The organism is Intestinimonas butyriciproducens, from assembly GCF_004154955.1.
GTDB classification, from domain to species: domain Bacteria; phylum Bacillota; class Clostridia; order Oscillospirales; family Oscillospiraceae; genus Intestinimonas; species Intestinimonas butyriciproducens.
This window is the reverse complement of the sequence record NZ_CP011524.1, coordinates 1,647,642-1,662,542: the sequence shown is the minus strand read 5'-3', so window position 1 is coordinate 1,662,542 and position 14,901 is coordinate 1,647,642. Positions and strand designations below refer to the sequence as shown.

The 14,901-nt window shown below is 51.6% G+C and carries 19 protein-coding genes; 7 read left to right on the top strand and 12 right to left on the bottom strand.

Annotated features, from left to right (window positions below):
- Positions 1–10 precede the first annotated feature (10 nt).
- From SRB521_RS08350 to SRB521_RS08345, 3 genes are all read right to left on the bottom strand, one after another.
- The gene (locus SRB521_RS08350; protein ID WP_116721673.1) at positions 11–259 is read right to left on the bottom strand and encodes a hypothetical protein; all 249 of its coding nucleotides are present in this window, start codon (positions 257–259) and stop codon (positions 11–13) included.
- Positions 260–388: 129 nt separating this feature from the next.
- Complete coding sequence (locus tag SRB521_RS16695; RefSeq protein WP_257534813.1) at positions 389–523, bottom strand: hypothetical protein; 135 nt, start codon at positions 521–523, stop codon at positions 389–391.
- Positions 520–729: a hypothetical protein gene (locus tag SRB521_RS08345; protein ID WP_116721672.1), complete on the bottom strand. Its 210-nt coding sequence runs from the start codon at positions 727–729 to the stop codon at positions 520–522. Before SRB521_RS08345 ends, SRB521_RS16695 begins: the two co-directional genes overlap by 4 nt.
- 131 nt (positions 730–860) lie before the next feature.
- Between SRB521_RS08345 and SRB521_RS08340 the strand changes: the two genes are divergently transcribed.
- The 5 genes from SRB521_RS08340 (at position 861) to SRB521_RS08320 (ending at position 2,649) form a co-directional block, all read left to right on the top strand.
- Positions 861–1,079, top strand: a complete 219-nt coding sequence (locus SRB521_RS08340; protein WP_116721671.1) for a helix-turn-helix domain-containing protein — start codon at positions 861–863, stop codon at positions 1,077–1,079.
- A gap of 24 nt (positions 1,080–1,103) precedes the next feature.
- Positions 1,104–1,697, top strand: a complete 594-nt coding sequence (locus SRB521_RS08335; RefSeq protein WP_116721670.1) for a DUF2726 domain-containing protein — start codon at positions 1,104–1,106, stop codon at positions 1,695–1,697.
- Positions 1,698–1,930: 233 nt separating this feature from the next.
- A complete protein-coding gene (locus SRB521_RS08330) occupies positions 1,931–2,110 on the top strand; it encodes a hypothetical protein (RefSeq protein WP_033116695.1) in 180 nt (59 codons plus the stop codon).
- 1 nt (position 2,111) lies between these two features.
- A complete protein-coding gene (locus SRB521_RS08325; protein WP_129868833.1) occupies positions 2,112–2,318 on the top strand; it encodes a hypothetical protein in 207 nt (68 codons plus the stop codon).
- A gap of 88 nt (positions 2,319–2,406) precedes the next feature.
- Positions 2,407–2,649, top strand: a complete 243-nt coding sequence (locus tag SRB521_RS08320; RefSeq protein ID WP_116721669.1) for a hypothetical protein — start codon at positions 2,407–2,409, stop codon at positions 2,647–2,649.
- A gap of 316 nt (positions 2,650–2,965) precedes the next feature.
- Here the strand turns inward: SRB521_RS08320 and radA are convergent, their stop codons facing one another.
- From radA to SRB521_RS08305, 3 genes are read right to left on the bottom strand one after another with little or no spacing between them, the layout of a single operon-like run.
- A complete protein-coding gene (radA, locus tag SRB521_RS08315; protein WP_116721668.1) occupies positions 2,966–4,336 on the bottom strand; it encodes a DNA repair protein RadA in 1,371 nt (456 codons plus the stop codon).
- Positions 4,326–5,075 carry an N-acetylmuramoyl-L-alanine amidase gene (locus SRB521_RS08310; RefSeq protein WP_116721667.1) on the bottom strand — a complete coding sequence of 250 codons (750 nt, stop codon included), beginning with the start codon at positions 5,073–5,075 and terminating at the stop codon, positions 4,326–4,328. The genes radA and SRB521_RS08310 overlap by 11 nt, the downstream gene beginning before the upstream one ends.
- A gap of 50 nt (positions 5,076–5,125) precedes the next feature.
- Complete coding sequence (locus tag SRB521_RS08305; RefSeq protein ID WP_334260281.1) at positions 5,126–6,670, bottom strand: MATE family efflux transporter; 1,545 nt, start codon at positions 6,668–6,670, stop codon at positions 5,126–5,128.
- Positions 6,671–6,688: 18 nt separating this feature from the next.
- On the opposite strand from SRB521_RS08305, the gene SRB521_RS08300 reads away from it, so the two are divergent.
- A complete protein-coding gene (locus SRB521_RS08300; protein WP_058117713.1) occupies positions 6,689–7,147 on the top strand; it encodes a spore coat protein CotJB in 459 nt (152 codons plus the stop codon).
- Positions 7,148–7,744 (top strand): manganese catalase family protein, encoded by a 597-nt coding sequence (locus SRB521_RS08295; RefSeq protein ID WP_033116692.1) that lies wholly within the window; start codon positions 7,148–7,150, stop codon positions 7,742–7,744.
- Between the two features lie 63 nt (positions 7,745–7,807).
- Here the strand turns inward: SRB521_RS08295 and SRB521_RS08290 are convergent, their stop codons facing one another.
- The 6 genes from SRB521_RS08290 to SRB521_RS08265 all read right to left on the bottom strand — a co-directional run bounded on the left by SRB521_RS08290 (position 7,808) and on the right by SRB521_RS08265 (position 14,897).
- Positions 7,808–9,169: a radical SAM/SPASM domain-containing protein gene (locus tag SRB521_RS08290; RefSeq protein WP_058117714.1), complete on the bottom strand. Its 1,362-nt coding sequence runs from the start codon at positions 9,167–9,169 to the stop codon at positions 7,808–7,810.
- A gap of 141 nt (positions 9,170–9,310) precedes the next feature.
- A complete protein-coding gene (gene ligA, locus SRB521_RS08285) occupies positions 9,311–11,287 on the bottom strand; it encodes an NAD-dependent DNA ligase LigA (RefSeq protein ID WP_075703865.1) in 1,977 nt (658 codons plus the stop codon).
- Positions 11,265–11,879, bottom strand: coding sequence for a VanZ family protein (locus SRB521_RS08280; RefSeq protein WP_165366607.1), 615 nt, complete (start codon positions 11,877–11,879; stop codon positions 11,265–11,267). The genes ligA and SRB521_RS08280 overlap by 23 nt, the downstream gene beginning before the upstream one ends.
- A gap of 13 nt (positions 11,880–11,892) precedes the next feature.
- Positions 11,893–12,570: a sporulation protein YunB gene (gene yunB / locus SRB521_RS08275; protein WP_075703867.1), complete on the bottom strand. Its 678-nt coding sequence runs from the start codon at positions 12,568–12,570 to the stop codon at positions 11,893–11,895.
- Positions 12,571–12,618: 48 nt separating this feature from the next.
- On the bottom strand, positions 12,619–13,869 hold the full coding sequence (locus SRB521_RS08270) for a methionine gamma-lyase family protein (RefSeq protein WP_116721790.1): 1,251 nt from the start codon (positions 13,867–13,869) through the stop codon (positions 12,619–12,621).
- 35 nt (positions 13,870–13,904) lie between these two features.
- Positions 13,905–14,897, bottom strand: coding sequence for a M42 family metallopeptidase (locus tag SRB521_RS08265; protein WP_116721665.1), 993 nt, complete (start codon positions 14,895–14,897; stop codon positions 13,905–13,907).
- Positions 14,898–14,901 lie beyond the last annotated feature (4 nt).

Sequence of the window (14,901 nt, the reverse complement as noted above, 5' to 3'; positions counted from 1 at the left end):
AAGCGAGAGATCAGACCGGGACGATATCCGCGATCTTACCATACTTGTTATACAGCAGCCGGCACCGAGCGCCGATCTCAGGGACAAAAGACAGAGAATCAAATCGCTTGGAGGTGACAAAGACCTTCTCAGTCCCTACGCCTTCAATATGGACATCCTCATAAGTAAGGTAAAGATTCATACCCTCTACCTTCTTTCCATCGCCGGAGCCCGTGAAATCCACACTACGCATACCGACCAGCTCATACACATCATTCATTAATAACTACTCCTTTCATTTTTTTATGGCTGAGAAAGCCTTGAGAACACCCGGCGGTCTACGGGACGGCGCCCCGTGGCTTTTTGATGTGACCTAAACTCAGCACTATAATCACGCCCACTGGCGGGATTAAAGAGAGAAAAAAGCATAAACAAAAAGCCAAACAGCCATGAAACCAAGACCACCCCAAACAATGATCCTAGAGTCACGATCTGACTTCTTCCAATGCTCTTCCAGTTTCTGATAAAACTCATCTAAATTCATTCCGAAACCTCCTCAGAGACAGGATCATCCGACTCGCGTTCCAACTCAATACGCTCAACAACCTCAGAAGGTAAAACAGAAAGGCGAAGCCCGGGACGCTCCTCATGAAATTTCGCTAAAAAGTAGTATTGCGCAGACGCAAAAGAGGCAAAATCCTTATGCCGTCGATCTTCAAACTTCCCAGAAACATAACTCACACGAAACATACAATTCATCCCTTCTTAAAAATAGCTGATATCTCAGCTACATAATAGCCGACTTATCAGCTAAAAATCAATAGTCAATATCTCAGCTATGATAAAATCGGCAATATCAACAAAACGGAGACGAAAAAATTATGGAGTACAACGACAGAATACGAGCTCTCCGAGAGGACAAAGACTTAAATCAAAAAGACATAGCAACAATACTAGGAACGACTCAAAGCTACTACAGTGAATACGAGCTCGGGAAACGTCAACTACCGATAGCACATTTAAAAACATTATGTCTCTATTACCATGTATCGGCAGATTATATATTGGGACTACAAAAAGGGCTTGACTGGCCCAGATGAAGAGTGTGGAGGCATAACAAAAAAATGAATACAACAGAAGCTATAATACAATCGACGATATTCGTAGTTATAATCATAGTCCTAGTAAGAGCTTGCCGAAAATACAGCAACCAGCATAAAAAGATACCTCTCACTCCTCCTCAAATACAAGAACCGGAAGAAGAGAGTCTGATATATGATGAAGAACTAGAAAAAGAATTAGACGAAATAGTCAAAGAAATCGAATATACGGAATATATCAGAAAATCCTACACCCCCAAATGGATGTTCACACAAAACGAAAAAAGAGCATACTACAAGCTAAAAGAGATAGCAACTAAATTAGACTTAATCGTTTTCGCAAAAGTAAGACTATTTGATCTCGTGACCCCAATAAGAAAACACCCCAAATACAAAACAAATCTATATAAAATACAAGCAAAACATGTAGATTTTGTATTGACAAGACAAAACTTAGTCGCAAAATATATAATAGAATTAGACGACAACAGTCACAATACCCCCGAAAGAAAAGAACGTGATAAATTCGTAAACACAGTATTAGAGACGTGCGGATATAAAGTCCTACATACAAAAGAAATCACAGAAGAAGAAATAAAAAAATTCATAGGAGAATAAATAAGCCGTCTCCCCACCCGGGGAGGCGGCTTTCTTGTGCGCACTACCGCCACCATCGTGCGGTATTGTTTTGGCACATCTGGGCTTTGCACCATAGCAGGCCAAGGGCCTATGGATACAAGGGTCAAGACAAGCGCCTACGGCGCCCTTGTATCCGGCCCCCAGCCTGCTCTTTGTGCTTTGCCAGATGTACCTTGACAAACCAATACTCAGCACCGAAGGAGGCGATCAGGTTGCGCAAAAGAAGGTACGCCCTCCCGGCCAACGAGGCGGAGATCGTAAGACTGGCGTTACGCATCACCCTCGACGGCCTGGAGGAAACCAAAAACGACAGCGCCTACATGAAGTGGGTACACGCACGGGCCGAAGAGCTCCTAAACAAGCTACAAAATTATCAGTGGGAGGTATTCTAAAATGAGAACAGAACCAATGACAAGAAAAGAATGGGAAGAAATCCTACTTCCAATTGAAACACAAGCACTAGAAGACTACTACGGAAGAAGAGAAGAACTAATAAGCCCAAACGAAGTATTTGAAACAATAGTCGAATGGAACGGCGGAATGGCAAGCGCATACAAAATAAAAAGCTGCATATCGAGAGTCTACGGAGTAGAGCTATAAAAAGGAGAGGGAGGAAAACACTCCCTCTCTCTCCCTTGACACCCATGTTATACTTAAATCACTCAGAACATCAAAGGGAGGCGCTAAAATGACAGATCAGGAAATACTCCAAGCAATGAGCAAAATGATGGACGAGAAATTAACCGCCCAGAGAAAAGACATCATGCACGATGTAGTAGTACTTATGGACGCAGAATTCAAGCCCAAATTCAACCTACTGGCCGAAGAAATGCAAAACATAAATGAAAGGCTCGACAGGATGGAAAAGAAAATAGACCGGATAGAGGACAAAGTAGCAGAACACGAAATCAAACTCAAAATCGTAGAATAAAACAAAGGGGAGAGGCTAAAACCTCTCCCCTTTTCTATGCCAAAGCAACAAGAAGAAAAACTTTATTTTGTTTACTTGTGGACCCTCAACTCTGCCGCCGCGACACCTCCTCTTCTTTGATATTTTTATATTCTTATCATTGCTGGACAGACTAACCAAACACAAAAGCTTTGGAGGGATTTCCTTGAGTTTGATCGCCTGTACCAGTGAATGTATCTACCAGCAGGACGGCTACTGTGTACTCACCCATGCGGCGTCGATTGGAACGCCCAGTCATCTGAATTCCTGCGTCAACTTTGCACCACGTAAAGACCATTTACAAAACTGCGCTGAGCGCCTCCCGAATATTTCGAACTCGGACAAGCTGTAACCCATCCGGTTCCACCAGTTTCATACTTTTTTGAGCTGGAATCAGACACTGTTTAAAGCCCAAACGCCTAACTTCAGAAAGACGCTGTCCCAGGGCGCTGACGGAACGGAGTTCGCCGGTAAGTCCCACCTCGCCAATTGCAGTCAAATCGCCCGGTACAGGCTTGTCCCGAAAACTAGATGCAATGGCAATAATTGCAGCTAAGTCTGCTGCGGGTTCATCCAGATAAAGTCCACCTATCACATTCATATAGGCGTCACAAGAACTTACCATGAGCCCTCCCCTCTTTTCCAGAACTGCCAGCAAGAGCATCGCGCGGTTGTAGTCAAACCCATTGCTGGTCCTGCGAGGGTTTCCAAAACTTGTAGGGGCAAGCAACGCCTGAATCTCGGCCAGCACAGGTCGATTTCCCTCCATAACACAAGTCACACAGGTTCCTGGCGTGTCCTTGGGTCGACCTTCCAATAGCGTCTCAGAGGGATTTGGGACCTCGACGAGACCGCTGTCAGCCATCTCAAAAACACCGATCTCGTTGGTAGCTCCGAACCGATTCTTTGCCGCTCTCAGGATCCGATAGGACATATGGGGCTCCCCTTCAAAGTATAGAACACAGTCTACCATATGTTCCAGTACCTTGGGCCCGGCAATGGAGCCCTCCTTGTTCACATGTCCAATGACGAATACAGTGATTCCTTCTCCTTTTGCGAGCTGCATCAGTGACATGGTACAACACTTTACCTGACCTACACTGCCTGGAGAAGTAGTCTGCTCCTCGTCGTACATGGTCTGAATAGAGTCCACAATAAGTACATCGGGTTTTAACTCATGGACGGACTCCAGAATATTCTCCAGACTAGTTTCAGCCAGCAGATAAAGGCTCTCACTGCGGACGCCTAACCGCTCGGCCCGCAGCTTGATCTGCCGTTCAGACTCTTCGCCGGATACATAGAGCACTTTGGAAAAGCGGCAGAGATTATCGCAGATTTGAAGCATCAGCGTAGACTTTCCAATCCCTGGAGCACCGCCCACCAAAACCAGAGATCCCTGAACAGCTCCGCCGCCCAAGACACGGTCCAACTCACTCAGGCCTGTGGGGAATCGCAGTTCATCTGTGGTTTCGACCTCTGCAAGAGATTTAGGATGACTGACAGAACTCCCTCTGGAAGATATCCCCTGCGCCGCAGGCCCCCCTTTCTTTTTGGACTCTTGGGGTTGTTCCACCATAGTGTTCCAGCTCCCGCAGGCAGGGCACTTCCCTACCCATTTGGGCGTTTCATTGCCGCATTCCGTACAATAAAAAATCATTTTAGCCCTCATTTTGGAATGGTTCCTCCAAATTTGTCTCAGAATAACCAAGATAAGCTCCCGCCAGTGCAGTTGCGATTTTGGTTTGATAGCCACTGGTTTGAAGCAGGACGTCCTCATCCGGGTTGGATAGAAAGCCGCATTCTACCAAGATAGCCCGGCAGGTAATGTGGTTCATGAGATAAACGGTATCTGGGATTTTAGCAGCTTTCCGCCCGTTTTCAGGATCCAATACCACGCGCAGTGTCTCTTGTGCAAATTTGGCAAAGGGCAGGCTCGACGCCTCGCTTGCATAAAAGACCTGTGCACCGTGATATTTCGAACTGCCGCTGTAGGTATTCTGGTGGATACTGATGAGGGTTGCATTGGGAGTTTCCTCAATGATTTTTACCCGTTTATGAAGATCTGACACTTTTTTTTGACGTAGCGTCTCGGAGCCGGGATCATGAAGGGACACATCCTTTTCCCGAAGCATGATGACATTCGCCCCATAAAGGCCTAGAATGGAGTCCAGCCGCTTCGCAACGGCCAAATTGATGCTGCTCTCCACTGTCCCGGAAGGCGAGACGGCTCCCCCGTCCTCACCGCCGTGTCCGGCATCGATTATGATTGTCTCGGCTGAGAATCGGTCGGGATGCGCCATGGCAGGTACCGTGTTTCCCTTCCAGAGAAAAAGATAATAGCAGGTACTTAACGTTAATATACTCAGCAAGGCGACAGAAAAAATGCGTTTCTCAAAGATCTGTTTCACTGTGGACACCCCCTCTCTGCACTCTATGAGAGGGAGGCATCCGATATGTATTACACCTCAGGCAGGGGTTCCGCAGGGGAACGCTTGTTTAATATCTTTCGGATGGTCAGCAGGTAGACCACGACAGATACCAACGCTCCTCCAAAATCTGAAATGGGGCCGGTAAAGAAGACTGCCTCCGCTCCAAAGGCGGCGGGAAGGGCAAACAGACTTACAAAGTAGATCAGCTTGCGCCAAAATGAGAGCGGCAACGCGGCCTGGACCACCCCCATTCCAGTAAAGCCATCCACAATTTCATACTGTATCCCCAAGGGGATAATGCCCAATGTATAAATTCTTATGGCGCGCGAAGCCAACGCCACATATTCCGTTTCACGTGTGAAAATCAAAACAAACAAGTGAGGAGCCAGTTGGGCAAACAAGAACAAGAGTGCAGTGAAGGAGACGCAGAGCAGGATAATATACTTTTGCGCCTTGAGCACCCGGTCTGGCCGCCTCGCTCCATAGTTAAAGCCCAGGATGCTCTGCGTGCCCCCCGTGATGCCGCCTAACGGCATGGTAACCATCAGCATAAAGCTCTGCATAATGGTGCAGCAGGTAATCAAGATATCCCCCTGTCCAGGGCCTCCATATCGCTGCAACACAGCATTCATGGCAATGATCATCCCATTATCAATGGCAATAATCAGAAAGGATGTGAAGCCCACGGTCAGAACCGAACGGACGACCTTGAGTTGGTAGCCGCCAAATGTAATCCGAATCGGCGGGCGCTGTCCGAACAGGAAGAGAAGTACATACGTGCATGACGCCATTTGGGAGAGAACGGTAGCCAAGGCCGCTCCTTTTACCCCCATACCCAAGCTGAAAATAAAAATCGGATCGAGAATAATGTTGAGCACCGCGCCCAAAAGGACCGAGCGCATCCCTGTGTTTGCAAATCCCTGGCAGACGATAAATTGATTCAATCCGGAAGACATCAGGGCAAAGACTGTGCCTAGGAGATAGATTGTGATATAGTCCTTTGCGTATGGGAATGTCAATGCACTGGTGCCAAACCACATCAGGAGCCGTTCCCTCCAGACAAGCGCCAGCGCGGTCAGCAGAGCGGACAGGGCGGCAAGCATCAAAAAGCAATTGGAGAGGATTCTTTGCGCCCCCTCCCGGTCTCCCTCTCCCAGCTTGATGCTCATCAAAGGGGCACCGCCTACCCCGACTAAAAAGGCAAATGCCCCAACCAGGTTCACAATCGGACCGCAGATTCCCACGCCGGCCAGGGCTGTATCGCCGATCTCCGGGATATTCCCGATGTACATCCGGTCCACGATGCTATAGAGTACGCTGACGAATTGCGCCAACATGGAGGGCAGCGCTACACGCAGGACAAGCTGCTTGATGTCGTCTCTGCCCAGGTCATTTACATGCTGCAAAAATTTTTTCTCCCCTAAATCATATTCACCGTGGGCCATTATACCACACCCGCGCTTCAAAAGCAAAATGGTTTCCGGCTTTAAAACGTCAGGTTCCCTTTTGCACCATGCCACATAAGATAAAACGGAGGGGAACTCTGCCGGACAGAGTGTTCTCTCTGAAACCATAGAAGGAGGAATCCTGAATTGTACCCTGACAATGCACCGAATCCCGCCACATGCAGCGATAACTGCGGCACACTGCCCGAATGTGCCCCTCTGGCGGTACCATATGTCCCCTTTCAGCAAAACAATCCAAAGCGATATTCCCAAATGGATGCCCTCAATAATGGGACGCTTTATCCCGGCTTAAATCTCCCCTTCCGTGCCAAAGTCAACGCGGCCAGCCTGCCGCAGACGCCTATGACGGAACTGCAAGCGCTGGAATTTGTGCTCCAGGAACTGGCGCTCTATCTGGATACGCATCCCTCTGACGGCGAGGCCTTCGAGCTTTTCCGCCAGTATGCCGCTCTGGAGGAGACCGCGCGGGCCGACTATGTAGAGATCGGCGGCCCCATTATGCGCGGCGAAACCGCCAGGAGCAAGACCTACACTTGGCTCCAGGATCCGTGGCCCTGGAACTACACAGAGAAGGAGGGCAAATAAATGTTTTCTTACGAGAAGAAACTACAGTATCCAGTGAAAATCAAGACGCCCAATCCCAAACTGGCGTCCTTCATTATCAGTCAGTATGGCGGACCGGATGGCGAACTCGGCGCATCTTTACGCTATCTGAGCCAAAGATACGCGATGCCCTACGCCGAACTGAAAGGCCTTTTGACCGACATTGGTACAGAAGAACTGGGGCATTTAGAGATGATTGGTGCCATCGTCCATCAGCTCACGCGGAACATCAGCGACACCGATGCTCGTATTGCTGAGTTTGCCCCCTACTTTGTGGACCATACCACAGGGGTCTATCCGACTGCGGCCTCCGGTTTTCCCTGGAGCGCCGCCTCCATGGCTGTAAAAGGCGATGTAATCGCCGACCTTACCGAGGACATGGCCGCGGAGCAGAAGGCCAGAGTCACCTACGATAACATTTTACGCCTTTGTGATGATCCGGACGTTACCGACGTAATCCGGTTCCTCCGTGAGCGGGAGGTCGTCCACTTCCAGAGATTTGGTGAAGCGGTCCGCCTGGCAAAAGAAAAAATGGATCAGAAAAATATTTACTTCACCAATCCCGTTACAGACAAATAATCCCCTTCAGGCCGAAAGCGGCGCAAGGCCGATCGCCTTGCGCCGCTTTGAAATAAGAGAAATCTATTCCGCCTTATGGACGCCATCCGGATGTGAAGCCGCCCACAGCGCTCCAGCGGTGACTGCCCAGTGTTCAGCTGCATCCTTACATTTTCCGCAGAGGGTATGTACATCCTCCGGTGCAGCGAGATCCGTAGACTTTGCTCCGCTCTGCTCCACCATGTCCGCCAGCCGTCCATAGTTATCCAGCAGCGGGCAAGGACGCAGATGATTTTGATTGAAAGGCTGATTGTCATGATAGGCCATAAAGAGCGGAGATTGATAGGCCTCCAGAAGGGTTTTATTGTGGATATTGGAGTCTGAATAATGGATAAACGCACAGGGCTCAATGTCCCCCGCCGCATTGATGTGGCAGTAGTGCCGTCCGCCGGCAATACACCCCTCCACATACTCTCCGTCATTCCAGAAATCCAGCGTAAAGATGGGTTTGGAATCCCGAAATTTTCGAATTTGATGGTACATAAACTCCCGCTGCTCGGCAGTGACCATCAACTCCGGCACCGCGTCGGCGCCGATCGGCATATATGTAAAGAACCAAGCAAACTTTGCCCCCCACTCCACCATCTTGTCAAAATAGGCCTCGCTGCCGATAACATCCACGTTGGCGCGAGTATAGCAGCAAGAGACGCCGAAGGGCAGCTTTTTGCGCTTGAGTATCTCCATGGCGCGCATCACAGCTTGAAAAGTGCCATGCCCTCTCCTGGAATCTGTCGCCTCTTCAAAGCCTTCTACGCTGATAGCGGGGACAAAATTCTTGACACGCAGCATCTCGTCGGCAAATGCCTCATCGATCAGCGTCGCGTTGGTAAAAGACATAAATACACAGTCGGGATGGCGTTCGCAGAGGGTAATGATATCCTTTTTCCGAACAAGCGGTTCGCCGCCGGTATAGAGATACATGTAGGTACCCAGCTCCGTACCCTGGCGGATGATGGAGTCCATCGTATCCAAGTCCATATTCATCTTATTGCCGTATTCCGCCGCCCAGCAGCCTGTACAGTGAAGATTGCAGGCAGAAGTGGGGTCCATCAGGATAGCCCATGGGATATTGCAGCCGTACTTCTCACGGTTGTCACACTCTTTTGGGAACCCGATCAGCGCCGAGTTCACAATAAAATTTTCAAAAAGCGTCTTACGAACTCCGTCGTCGATGTCTGTCCACAGACTTTTAATCAGACGATACCAGTTGTTGTCCGGATCCTCGATCACCTTCCGGGCCTGCTTCCGGGCAGCAGCAAAGACATCTTTTCCCGCAAACTGATCTACCCAGTCCATAATTTTCGGCAGATTCCGATCCGGGTCCTTGTCCAAATAGTCGTACATGATGGACATGCCTGTTTTTTTAACCCGATCCATCAGTCCCATGCAGAATCACTCCTTTTTGAATGCAAAAACATTTCGAAACTGCTTTCGCTTTCGTAGTTCTATTATAAAGCGAATTTTTAAGGACTTCCATAGACAAAACAGGGAAACTGTGTCACAGGACGCAAGATTTCTGGATATGATCTATGTGCCGATCATATCCAGAAACTCCTGCTCAGAGAGCACAGGGACCCCCAGCGTACGAGCCTTTTCCAGTTTGGAGCCCGCCTCTTCTCCGGCCACCACATAGCTGGTTTTTTTGGAGACGGAAGAGGACACCTTCCCGCCCAGCGCCTCAATACATGCTCCGGCTTCAGAACGGCTGAAATGAGCCAGTGTCCCCGTAAGGACAAAGGTTTTTCCGGCAAGCTGATCTCCTGTGCTCTGCGCGCTACTTGCCATATTCACACCCGCATCCTTCAGCGCAGAGATCAGGTGTTCCGCCTGAGGACTATGGAGCCACGCAATCAGACTCCGCGCCGTAATTTCACCAATATCGTTTACCTCGGTGAGGGTTTCCACTGTCGCCCCGCGCAGTGCGTCCAACGTACCAAAACGGGCGGCCAGGACCTTGGCCGCCTTCTGTCCCACCTGTCGGATACCAAAGGCGAACAAGAGACGGGAAAGGTCGTTCTGCTTGGAACGCTCAATAGCGTGGATCAGGTTTTCCGCGGACTTTGGTCCCAGTCGCTCCAATTTGGCAACTTCATCGATCCGCAGGGTGTAAAGGTCTCCCGGAGCCTTCAACAGACCGGCGTTTACCAGACTCTCCACCACGGCCGGTCCCAGCCCTTCAATATCCATGGCATCCCTGGATGCAAAATGCGTTAGATTTCTCAGGAGCTGTGCCGGACACTCGGCGCCGGTGCAGCGAATGGCCGCTCCCTCCTCGTCCCGTACTACCGGGGCGCCGCAGACAGGACATTTCCCCGGCAGATGATAGGGGGCTGAATTTGGAAGGCGTTTTTCTTTTATAACTCTTACTACCTCGGGGATGATTTCTCCGGCCTTCTGGACCAAAACGGTATCTCCGATCCGAATATCCTTTTCTGCAATATAGTCCTGGTTGTGCAGACTGGCGCTGGTGACTGTGGTGCCGGCCAGACGCACTGGGCTCAAAGTGGCTTTTGGCGTCAGAACACCGGTGCGCCCCACTTGGACCATGATATCAAGGACCGTAGCCTCCTTTTGCTCCGGCGGGTATTTAAACGCTGCAGCCCAGCGTGGAAACTTTGCGGTACTGCCCAATTCTACGCGCTCTGAAAGGGAATTTACCTTTACAACTGCGCCGTCAATGTCGTAGGGGAATTGAATCCGGTTCTCTCCGATATCTTCCACCTGTTTCTGGGCCTCACGTATCGTCTGACAAATTTTGCGGGGAATCACTTTGAATTTCATCTGCTCCAGAAAATCCAGCGTTTCCGAATGCGTCTGGAACGAGCGGCCCTCCATATACTGGATATTGAAAAGGACAATGTCCAAACGGCGGGCCGCTGCGATTTTAGGGTCCAATTGCCGGAGCGAACCCGCAGCGGCGTTGCGGGGATTTGCAAAAAGGGATTCTCCGTTTTGTTCCCGCTCTTCATTGAGTTTTGCAAATACGGTGCGTGGCATGAACACCTCTCCGCGGACAATGAGGCTGGGCAGTCGTTGTGGCAGCAACATGGGAATGGATTTGATGGTACGAAGATTTTCGGTGACATCCTCTCCCACCAGCCCATCCCCGCGGGTAGCGCCCCTGACAAAAAGGCCATCCCGGTATTCCAGCGCCACAGAGAGGCCGTCTACTTTGGGCTCCACCGTATACTCCACATCGCCAACGCTCTCATGGACGCGCTGGTCGAAGTCGGAGAGTTCTTCCATGGAAAACACATCCTGAAGACTTTCCAGCGGAACACGGTGGCGGACCTCTTCAAATCCGGAGACCGCCTCTCCTCCCACCCGCTGGGTGGGAGAATCCGGTGTGATATACTCCGGGTATGCCTTCTCCAGCTCCTCTAAACGCCGGAGCCGGTGATCATAATCGTAATCGCTCATGGTAGGGCGATCCAAAACATAGTATTCATAGCCGGCCTCGTTGAGCGCGGCACGCAACTGTTCAATCTCCTGTTTTACATCCATGGGAGGTCTCCTCTTCTGTCTTGTATATCACTTTACAGGCTTTTGTCCACCGCGGTCTCCGTCCGTCCAAGGTCCGATATAGTCCATGTCCAATTGCTGTGCCCGACGTGTTGAGCCAAAGGTCGTCAATATCGGTGCTGCGTCCCAGGGGAAGCTGGCACAACTCGATGGTGAGTGAGGTGCAGGCTCCGATCAGCAGTGCGATCCGAAAGGTAATTCTGTGCCAAAGCAGTGCGGGGCAAAATCCTAAAGGCAAAAACATAACAATATTTCCCGGGAAACTAACCCAAAATCCCATCCAGATTCCGGCATGCAGCTCTGAGGCCAGATCCGCTATTATTTGGAACGGGATTAGATTGTCGTGCAGTCCTCCGGAAGATTTTCCGGAGGACTGCACGATCAGCGCAAAAAGCCCCGCAAGAAAAGCGGTGAAGAGCATCAAGCAAAGCTCATGCGCGGCGCTTGTGCCCATATTGTTTCGAGAAAGTCTCCTGCGCCGCAGAGGCAGTGTCGCCGCGCAGAACAGCACCCCGAAGCACCCAGCGGGGAACATTTTGACCATATAAGTTCCGATCACTGCAATCTCGCGCAAAGTACCGCCTCTCTTATGTTCCAAGCTGCAAGTAAGTGTCCGGTACTGCACCCACGATAACAGTTTCCGCCACGGGGACCTGTGCGGTGACCTCGGTCCGTAGGGTATCCCCGGGCAGCAGGATGTCCACAGCGACGGACACATCCAGCAGGATCTGATGCCGGGTCTGGTTGATCCCGGCATAGTCGAACTGATTGTGAAATTCCGCATGGGCGGAACCCACGGCCACCACTTCCACTGGCAGAGATATGCCTCTTCCGGAGAGAAAGTTGATCCCTGTCAGGTTTCCCACCGGAATTGAAAGCTGCTCCTGATCCAGGGTATCCACGGCTGTGACCACAGCGCTGAGAATACTCGTCCGGAGTCGGTTGAGCTCCGCCATATTGCTGGTAAGGGCGGTCACGCGCCCCGTACTGTCCTTTTCCATAGAGATGAGATCTCCGTAGGTGATCCCAACGGAGGATATCTCATTGGCGATGGCGCCATCCAGCGTCTGCGTAACCGTATTGGTCACCTTTGCCGTGGCCATAGCGTTCAGGATTGGATGCAGCCTGATTTCCAGGTATCCGATGAGGAGGAGCGCAAGGCTCACCCCGAGCAGTCCGCTGAGCAGCAGTCCATGCGCCTTTCGGGCTTGGGGCGGTCCCCGTCGCCTGAATCGGGGAAATCCCCATCTGTGCCAAGTCCGCATATATAAGGTCACCCCCATATGCAGACTTTATGCGCACACCGGCTTGTATCAGTCCTTTAAAAGTTCCTCCACGGCCAAAAGCACGCCCGCTTTCCCGGATTCATAGGTGAGGCCGCCCTGAAGATAGAGGGTATAGGGCTCACGCATGGGAGCGTCGCAGGAGAGCTCGATGGAAGCCCCCTGGATAAAAGCGCCAGCCGCCATGATGACAGGGCAGTCATAGCCCGGCATATCCCAGGGCTCCGGCGTCACGTAGGAGTCGACCGGCGCCCCCATCTGGATACCTTTGCAAAACTTTTTCAGCTTTTCCGGCTCACCGAAATGAATCATCTGAATGATATCGTGCCGCGGCGCACTGGAGGCGGGCTCAGCCCGATAACCAAGCAGTTCCATCGTCTTGGCGGCAAATACAGCGGTCTTTACCGCCTGAGCCACGGTGTGGGGTGCAAGGAAAAGTCCCTGATAGAGCAGACGATTGTTTCCCAAAGTAGAGCCGCATTCTCTGCCGATTCCAGGCGTAGTGAGGCGCATAGAGGCCGCCTCCACCAGATCGCGGCGTCCGGCGATGTATCCCCCGGTGGGCGCAAGACCGCCCCCCGGGTTTTTGATGAGGGACCCCACGACCAGATCCGCCCCGGCCTGTGTTGGTTCACGCTCCTCCACAAACTCTCCGTAGCAGTTGTCTACCAAGATATTGACCCCAGGGTTGGCGCTGCGAATGGCGGCGCACAGCGTTCCAATTTCATCCACAGAGAGAGAAGCTCGGGTCGCATATCCCCTTGAACGCTGGATCAGTACCGTACTTACGGAGGGGGCCTTTACCGCCTCCACGATTCCCTCCACATCCGGGCGGTCCTCGGGGGTGACATCTACCTGACGGTAGTTTACGCCATACTGCTTGAGCGATCCTGGGCCTTTATCCACCACTCCGATCACGCCTAAAAGGGTATCATAAGGAGCGCCCACCGCCGAAACCAGAGTATCTCCCGGCTTCAGCGCGCCAAAAAGCGCGCAAGAGATGGCATGTGTGCCGTTGACAAAGCCGATTCGGACCAGAGCATCTTCCGTCCCAAAAAGGTCCGCAAAAATGGCGTCCAACTGGTCACGGCCCAGGTCATCGTATCCATAGCCGGTGGTCCCGGCAAAATAGGACTCCGCCACCCGATGTCTCTGGAAGGCGGCCAGGACCTTCTGGGTATTCTCCTCCGCAATGGCGTCAATGCGTGCAAACTGTTCCCCTAGTGCCGCCTGCGCCTCCCTGCCCAATGTGCGGACGTGATCGCTTATCTGTAATGGCATTTCCCTTTTCACACTCTGCTTTCCTAATAGTTTTATTATAGACTGGCTTCTGCAAAAGCGCAAACCAGCCGGGCACAGGCCTCTACATCGCCGCGGTCCACCATCTCTTGCGGAGTATGGACATATCGGCATGGGATGGAAATTCCACCGGTCAGTACCCCCATCTTCGTGGTATAGATGCTTCCGGCATCGGTGCCGCCGGATCGGATGACATCCATCTGGACATCGATCCCCCGCTCCCCGGCCAGCGCCGATAATTTGGAGACCATTTCAGGGTGACAGATGATGGAGGAGTCCATGACCTTGATCGCCGCGCCTCCGCCCAACCTGCTGCTGCCGGAGTGCTTACTGCCCAATTCATCGGCGGATACGGTCACGTCCACTGCAATGCCGTAGTCCGGATCGATGGCGTAGGCTGCGGTTTTCGCCCCGCGCAGCCCCAGCTCCTCCTGGACGGTAAATACAAAATAGAGATCGTTCTCGCTCTTTTGGAACTGCTCCATTGCCATCAGAAGGACAATGCAGGAAATGCGATTGTCCATGTAGGGGGAGACCAGACGGTCTCCTGCGCCAAAGGCGGGAGTATCATAGACCGCGGTATCGCCAATGCCCACCATTGCGCGTGCCTCCTCTTCGTCATGGGCCCCAATGTCAATATAGAGATCCTCCAAAGTCATTTCCTTGGGCTCGACACCCTCGTTCAGGCAGATCACGCCCCGCACTCCGTTTTTAAAGCGTACAGGTGTGGCGATCAGGTCAGGCGCATGGAGGCCGCCCACTTTGCAGAAGCGGACAAAGCCCTCCTTCTCAATATAGGTGGCGATGAAGCCGATGGAGTCCATATGGGCTGCAAACAGGACCCGTGACCCAGCCCCCTTCTTGTGGGCAATCAGATTCCCCATGGTGTCCCGGCGGCACTCGTCTACAAAGGGCATGGCCAGCTTCTCCAGCAGCGAAGCCACCTCTGCTTCGTCTCCAGAGGGGCCGTGACAGGCATTTAAGCTTTGCAGCGTTTTTAAAATATTCATTTCC

Coding starts and splice junctions, on each gene's coding strand:
- SRB521_RS08350 (WP_116721673.1), bottom strand. CDS start 259: ATGAATGATGTGTATGAGCTGGTCGGTATGCGTAGTGTGGATTTCACG.
- SRB521_RS16695 (WP_257534813.1), bottom strand. CDS start 523: ATGAATTTAGATGAGTTTTATCAGAAACTGGAAGAGCATTGGAAGAAG.
- SRB521_RS08345 (WP_116721672.1), bottom strand. CDS start 729: ATGTTTCGTGTGAGTTATGTTTCTGGGAAGTTTGAAGATCGACGGCAT.
- SRB521_RS08340 (WP_116721671.1), top strand. CDS start 861: ATGGAGTACAACGACAGAATACGAGCTCTCCGAGAGGACAAAGACTTA.
- SRB521_RS08335 (WP_116721670.1), top strand. CDS start 1,104: ATGAATACAACAGAAGCTATAATACAATCGACGATATTCGTAGTTATA.
- SRB521_RS08325 (WP_129868833.1), top strand. CDS start 2,112: ATGAGAACAGAACCAATGACAAGAAAAGAATGGGAAGAAATCCTACTT.
- SRB521_RS08320 (WP_116721669.1), top strand. CDS start 2,407: ATGACAGATCAGGAAATACTCCAAGCAATGAGCAAAATGATGGACGAG.
- radA (WP_116721668.1), bottom strand. CDS start 4,336: ATGAGGGCTAAAATGATTTTTTATTGTACGGAATGCGGCAATGAAACG.
- SRB521_RS08305 (WP_334260281.1), bottom strand. CDS start 6,670: ATGGTTTCAGAGAGAACACTCTGTCCGGCAGAGTTCCCCTCCGTTTTA.
- SRB521_RS08295 (WP_033116692.1), top strand. CDS start 7,148: ATGTTTTCTTACGAGAAGAAACTACAGTATCCAGTGAAAATCAAGACG.
- SRB521_RS08290 (WP_058117714.1), bottom strand. CDS start 9,169: ATGGGACTGATGGATCGGGTTAAAAAAACAGGCATGTCCATCATGTAC.
- ligA (WP_075703865.1), bottom strand. CDS start 11,287: ATGGATGTAAAACAGGAGATTGAACAGTTGCGTGCCGCGCTCAACGAG.
- yunB (WP_075703867.1), bottom strand. CDS start 12,570: ATGCGGACTTGGCACAGATGGGGATTTCCCCGATTCAGGCGACGGGGA.
- SRB521_RS08270 (WP_116721790.1), bottom strand. CDS start 13,869: ATGCCATTACAGATAAGCGATCACGTCCGCACATTGGGCAGGGAGGCG.
- SRB521_RS08265 (WP_116721665.1), bottom strand. CDS start 14,897: ATGAATATTTTAAAAACGCTGCAAAGCTTAAATGCCTGTCACGGCCCC.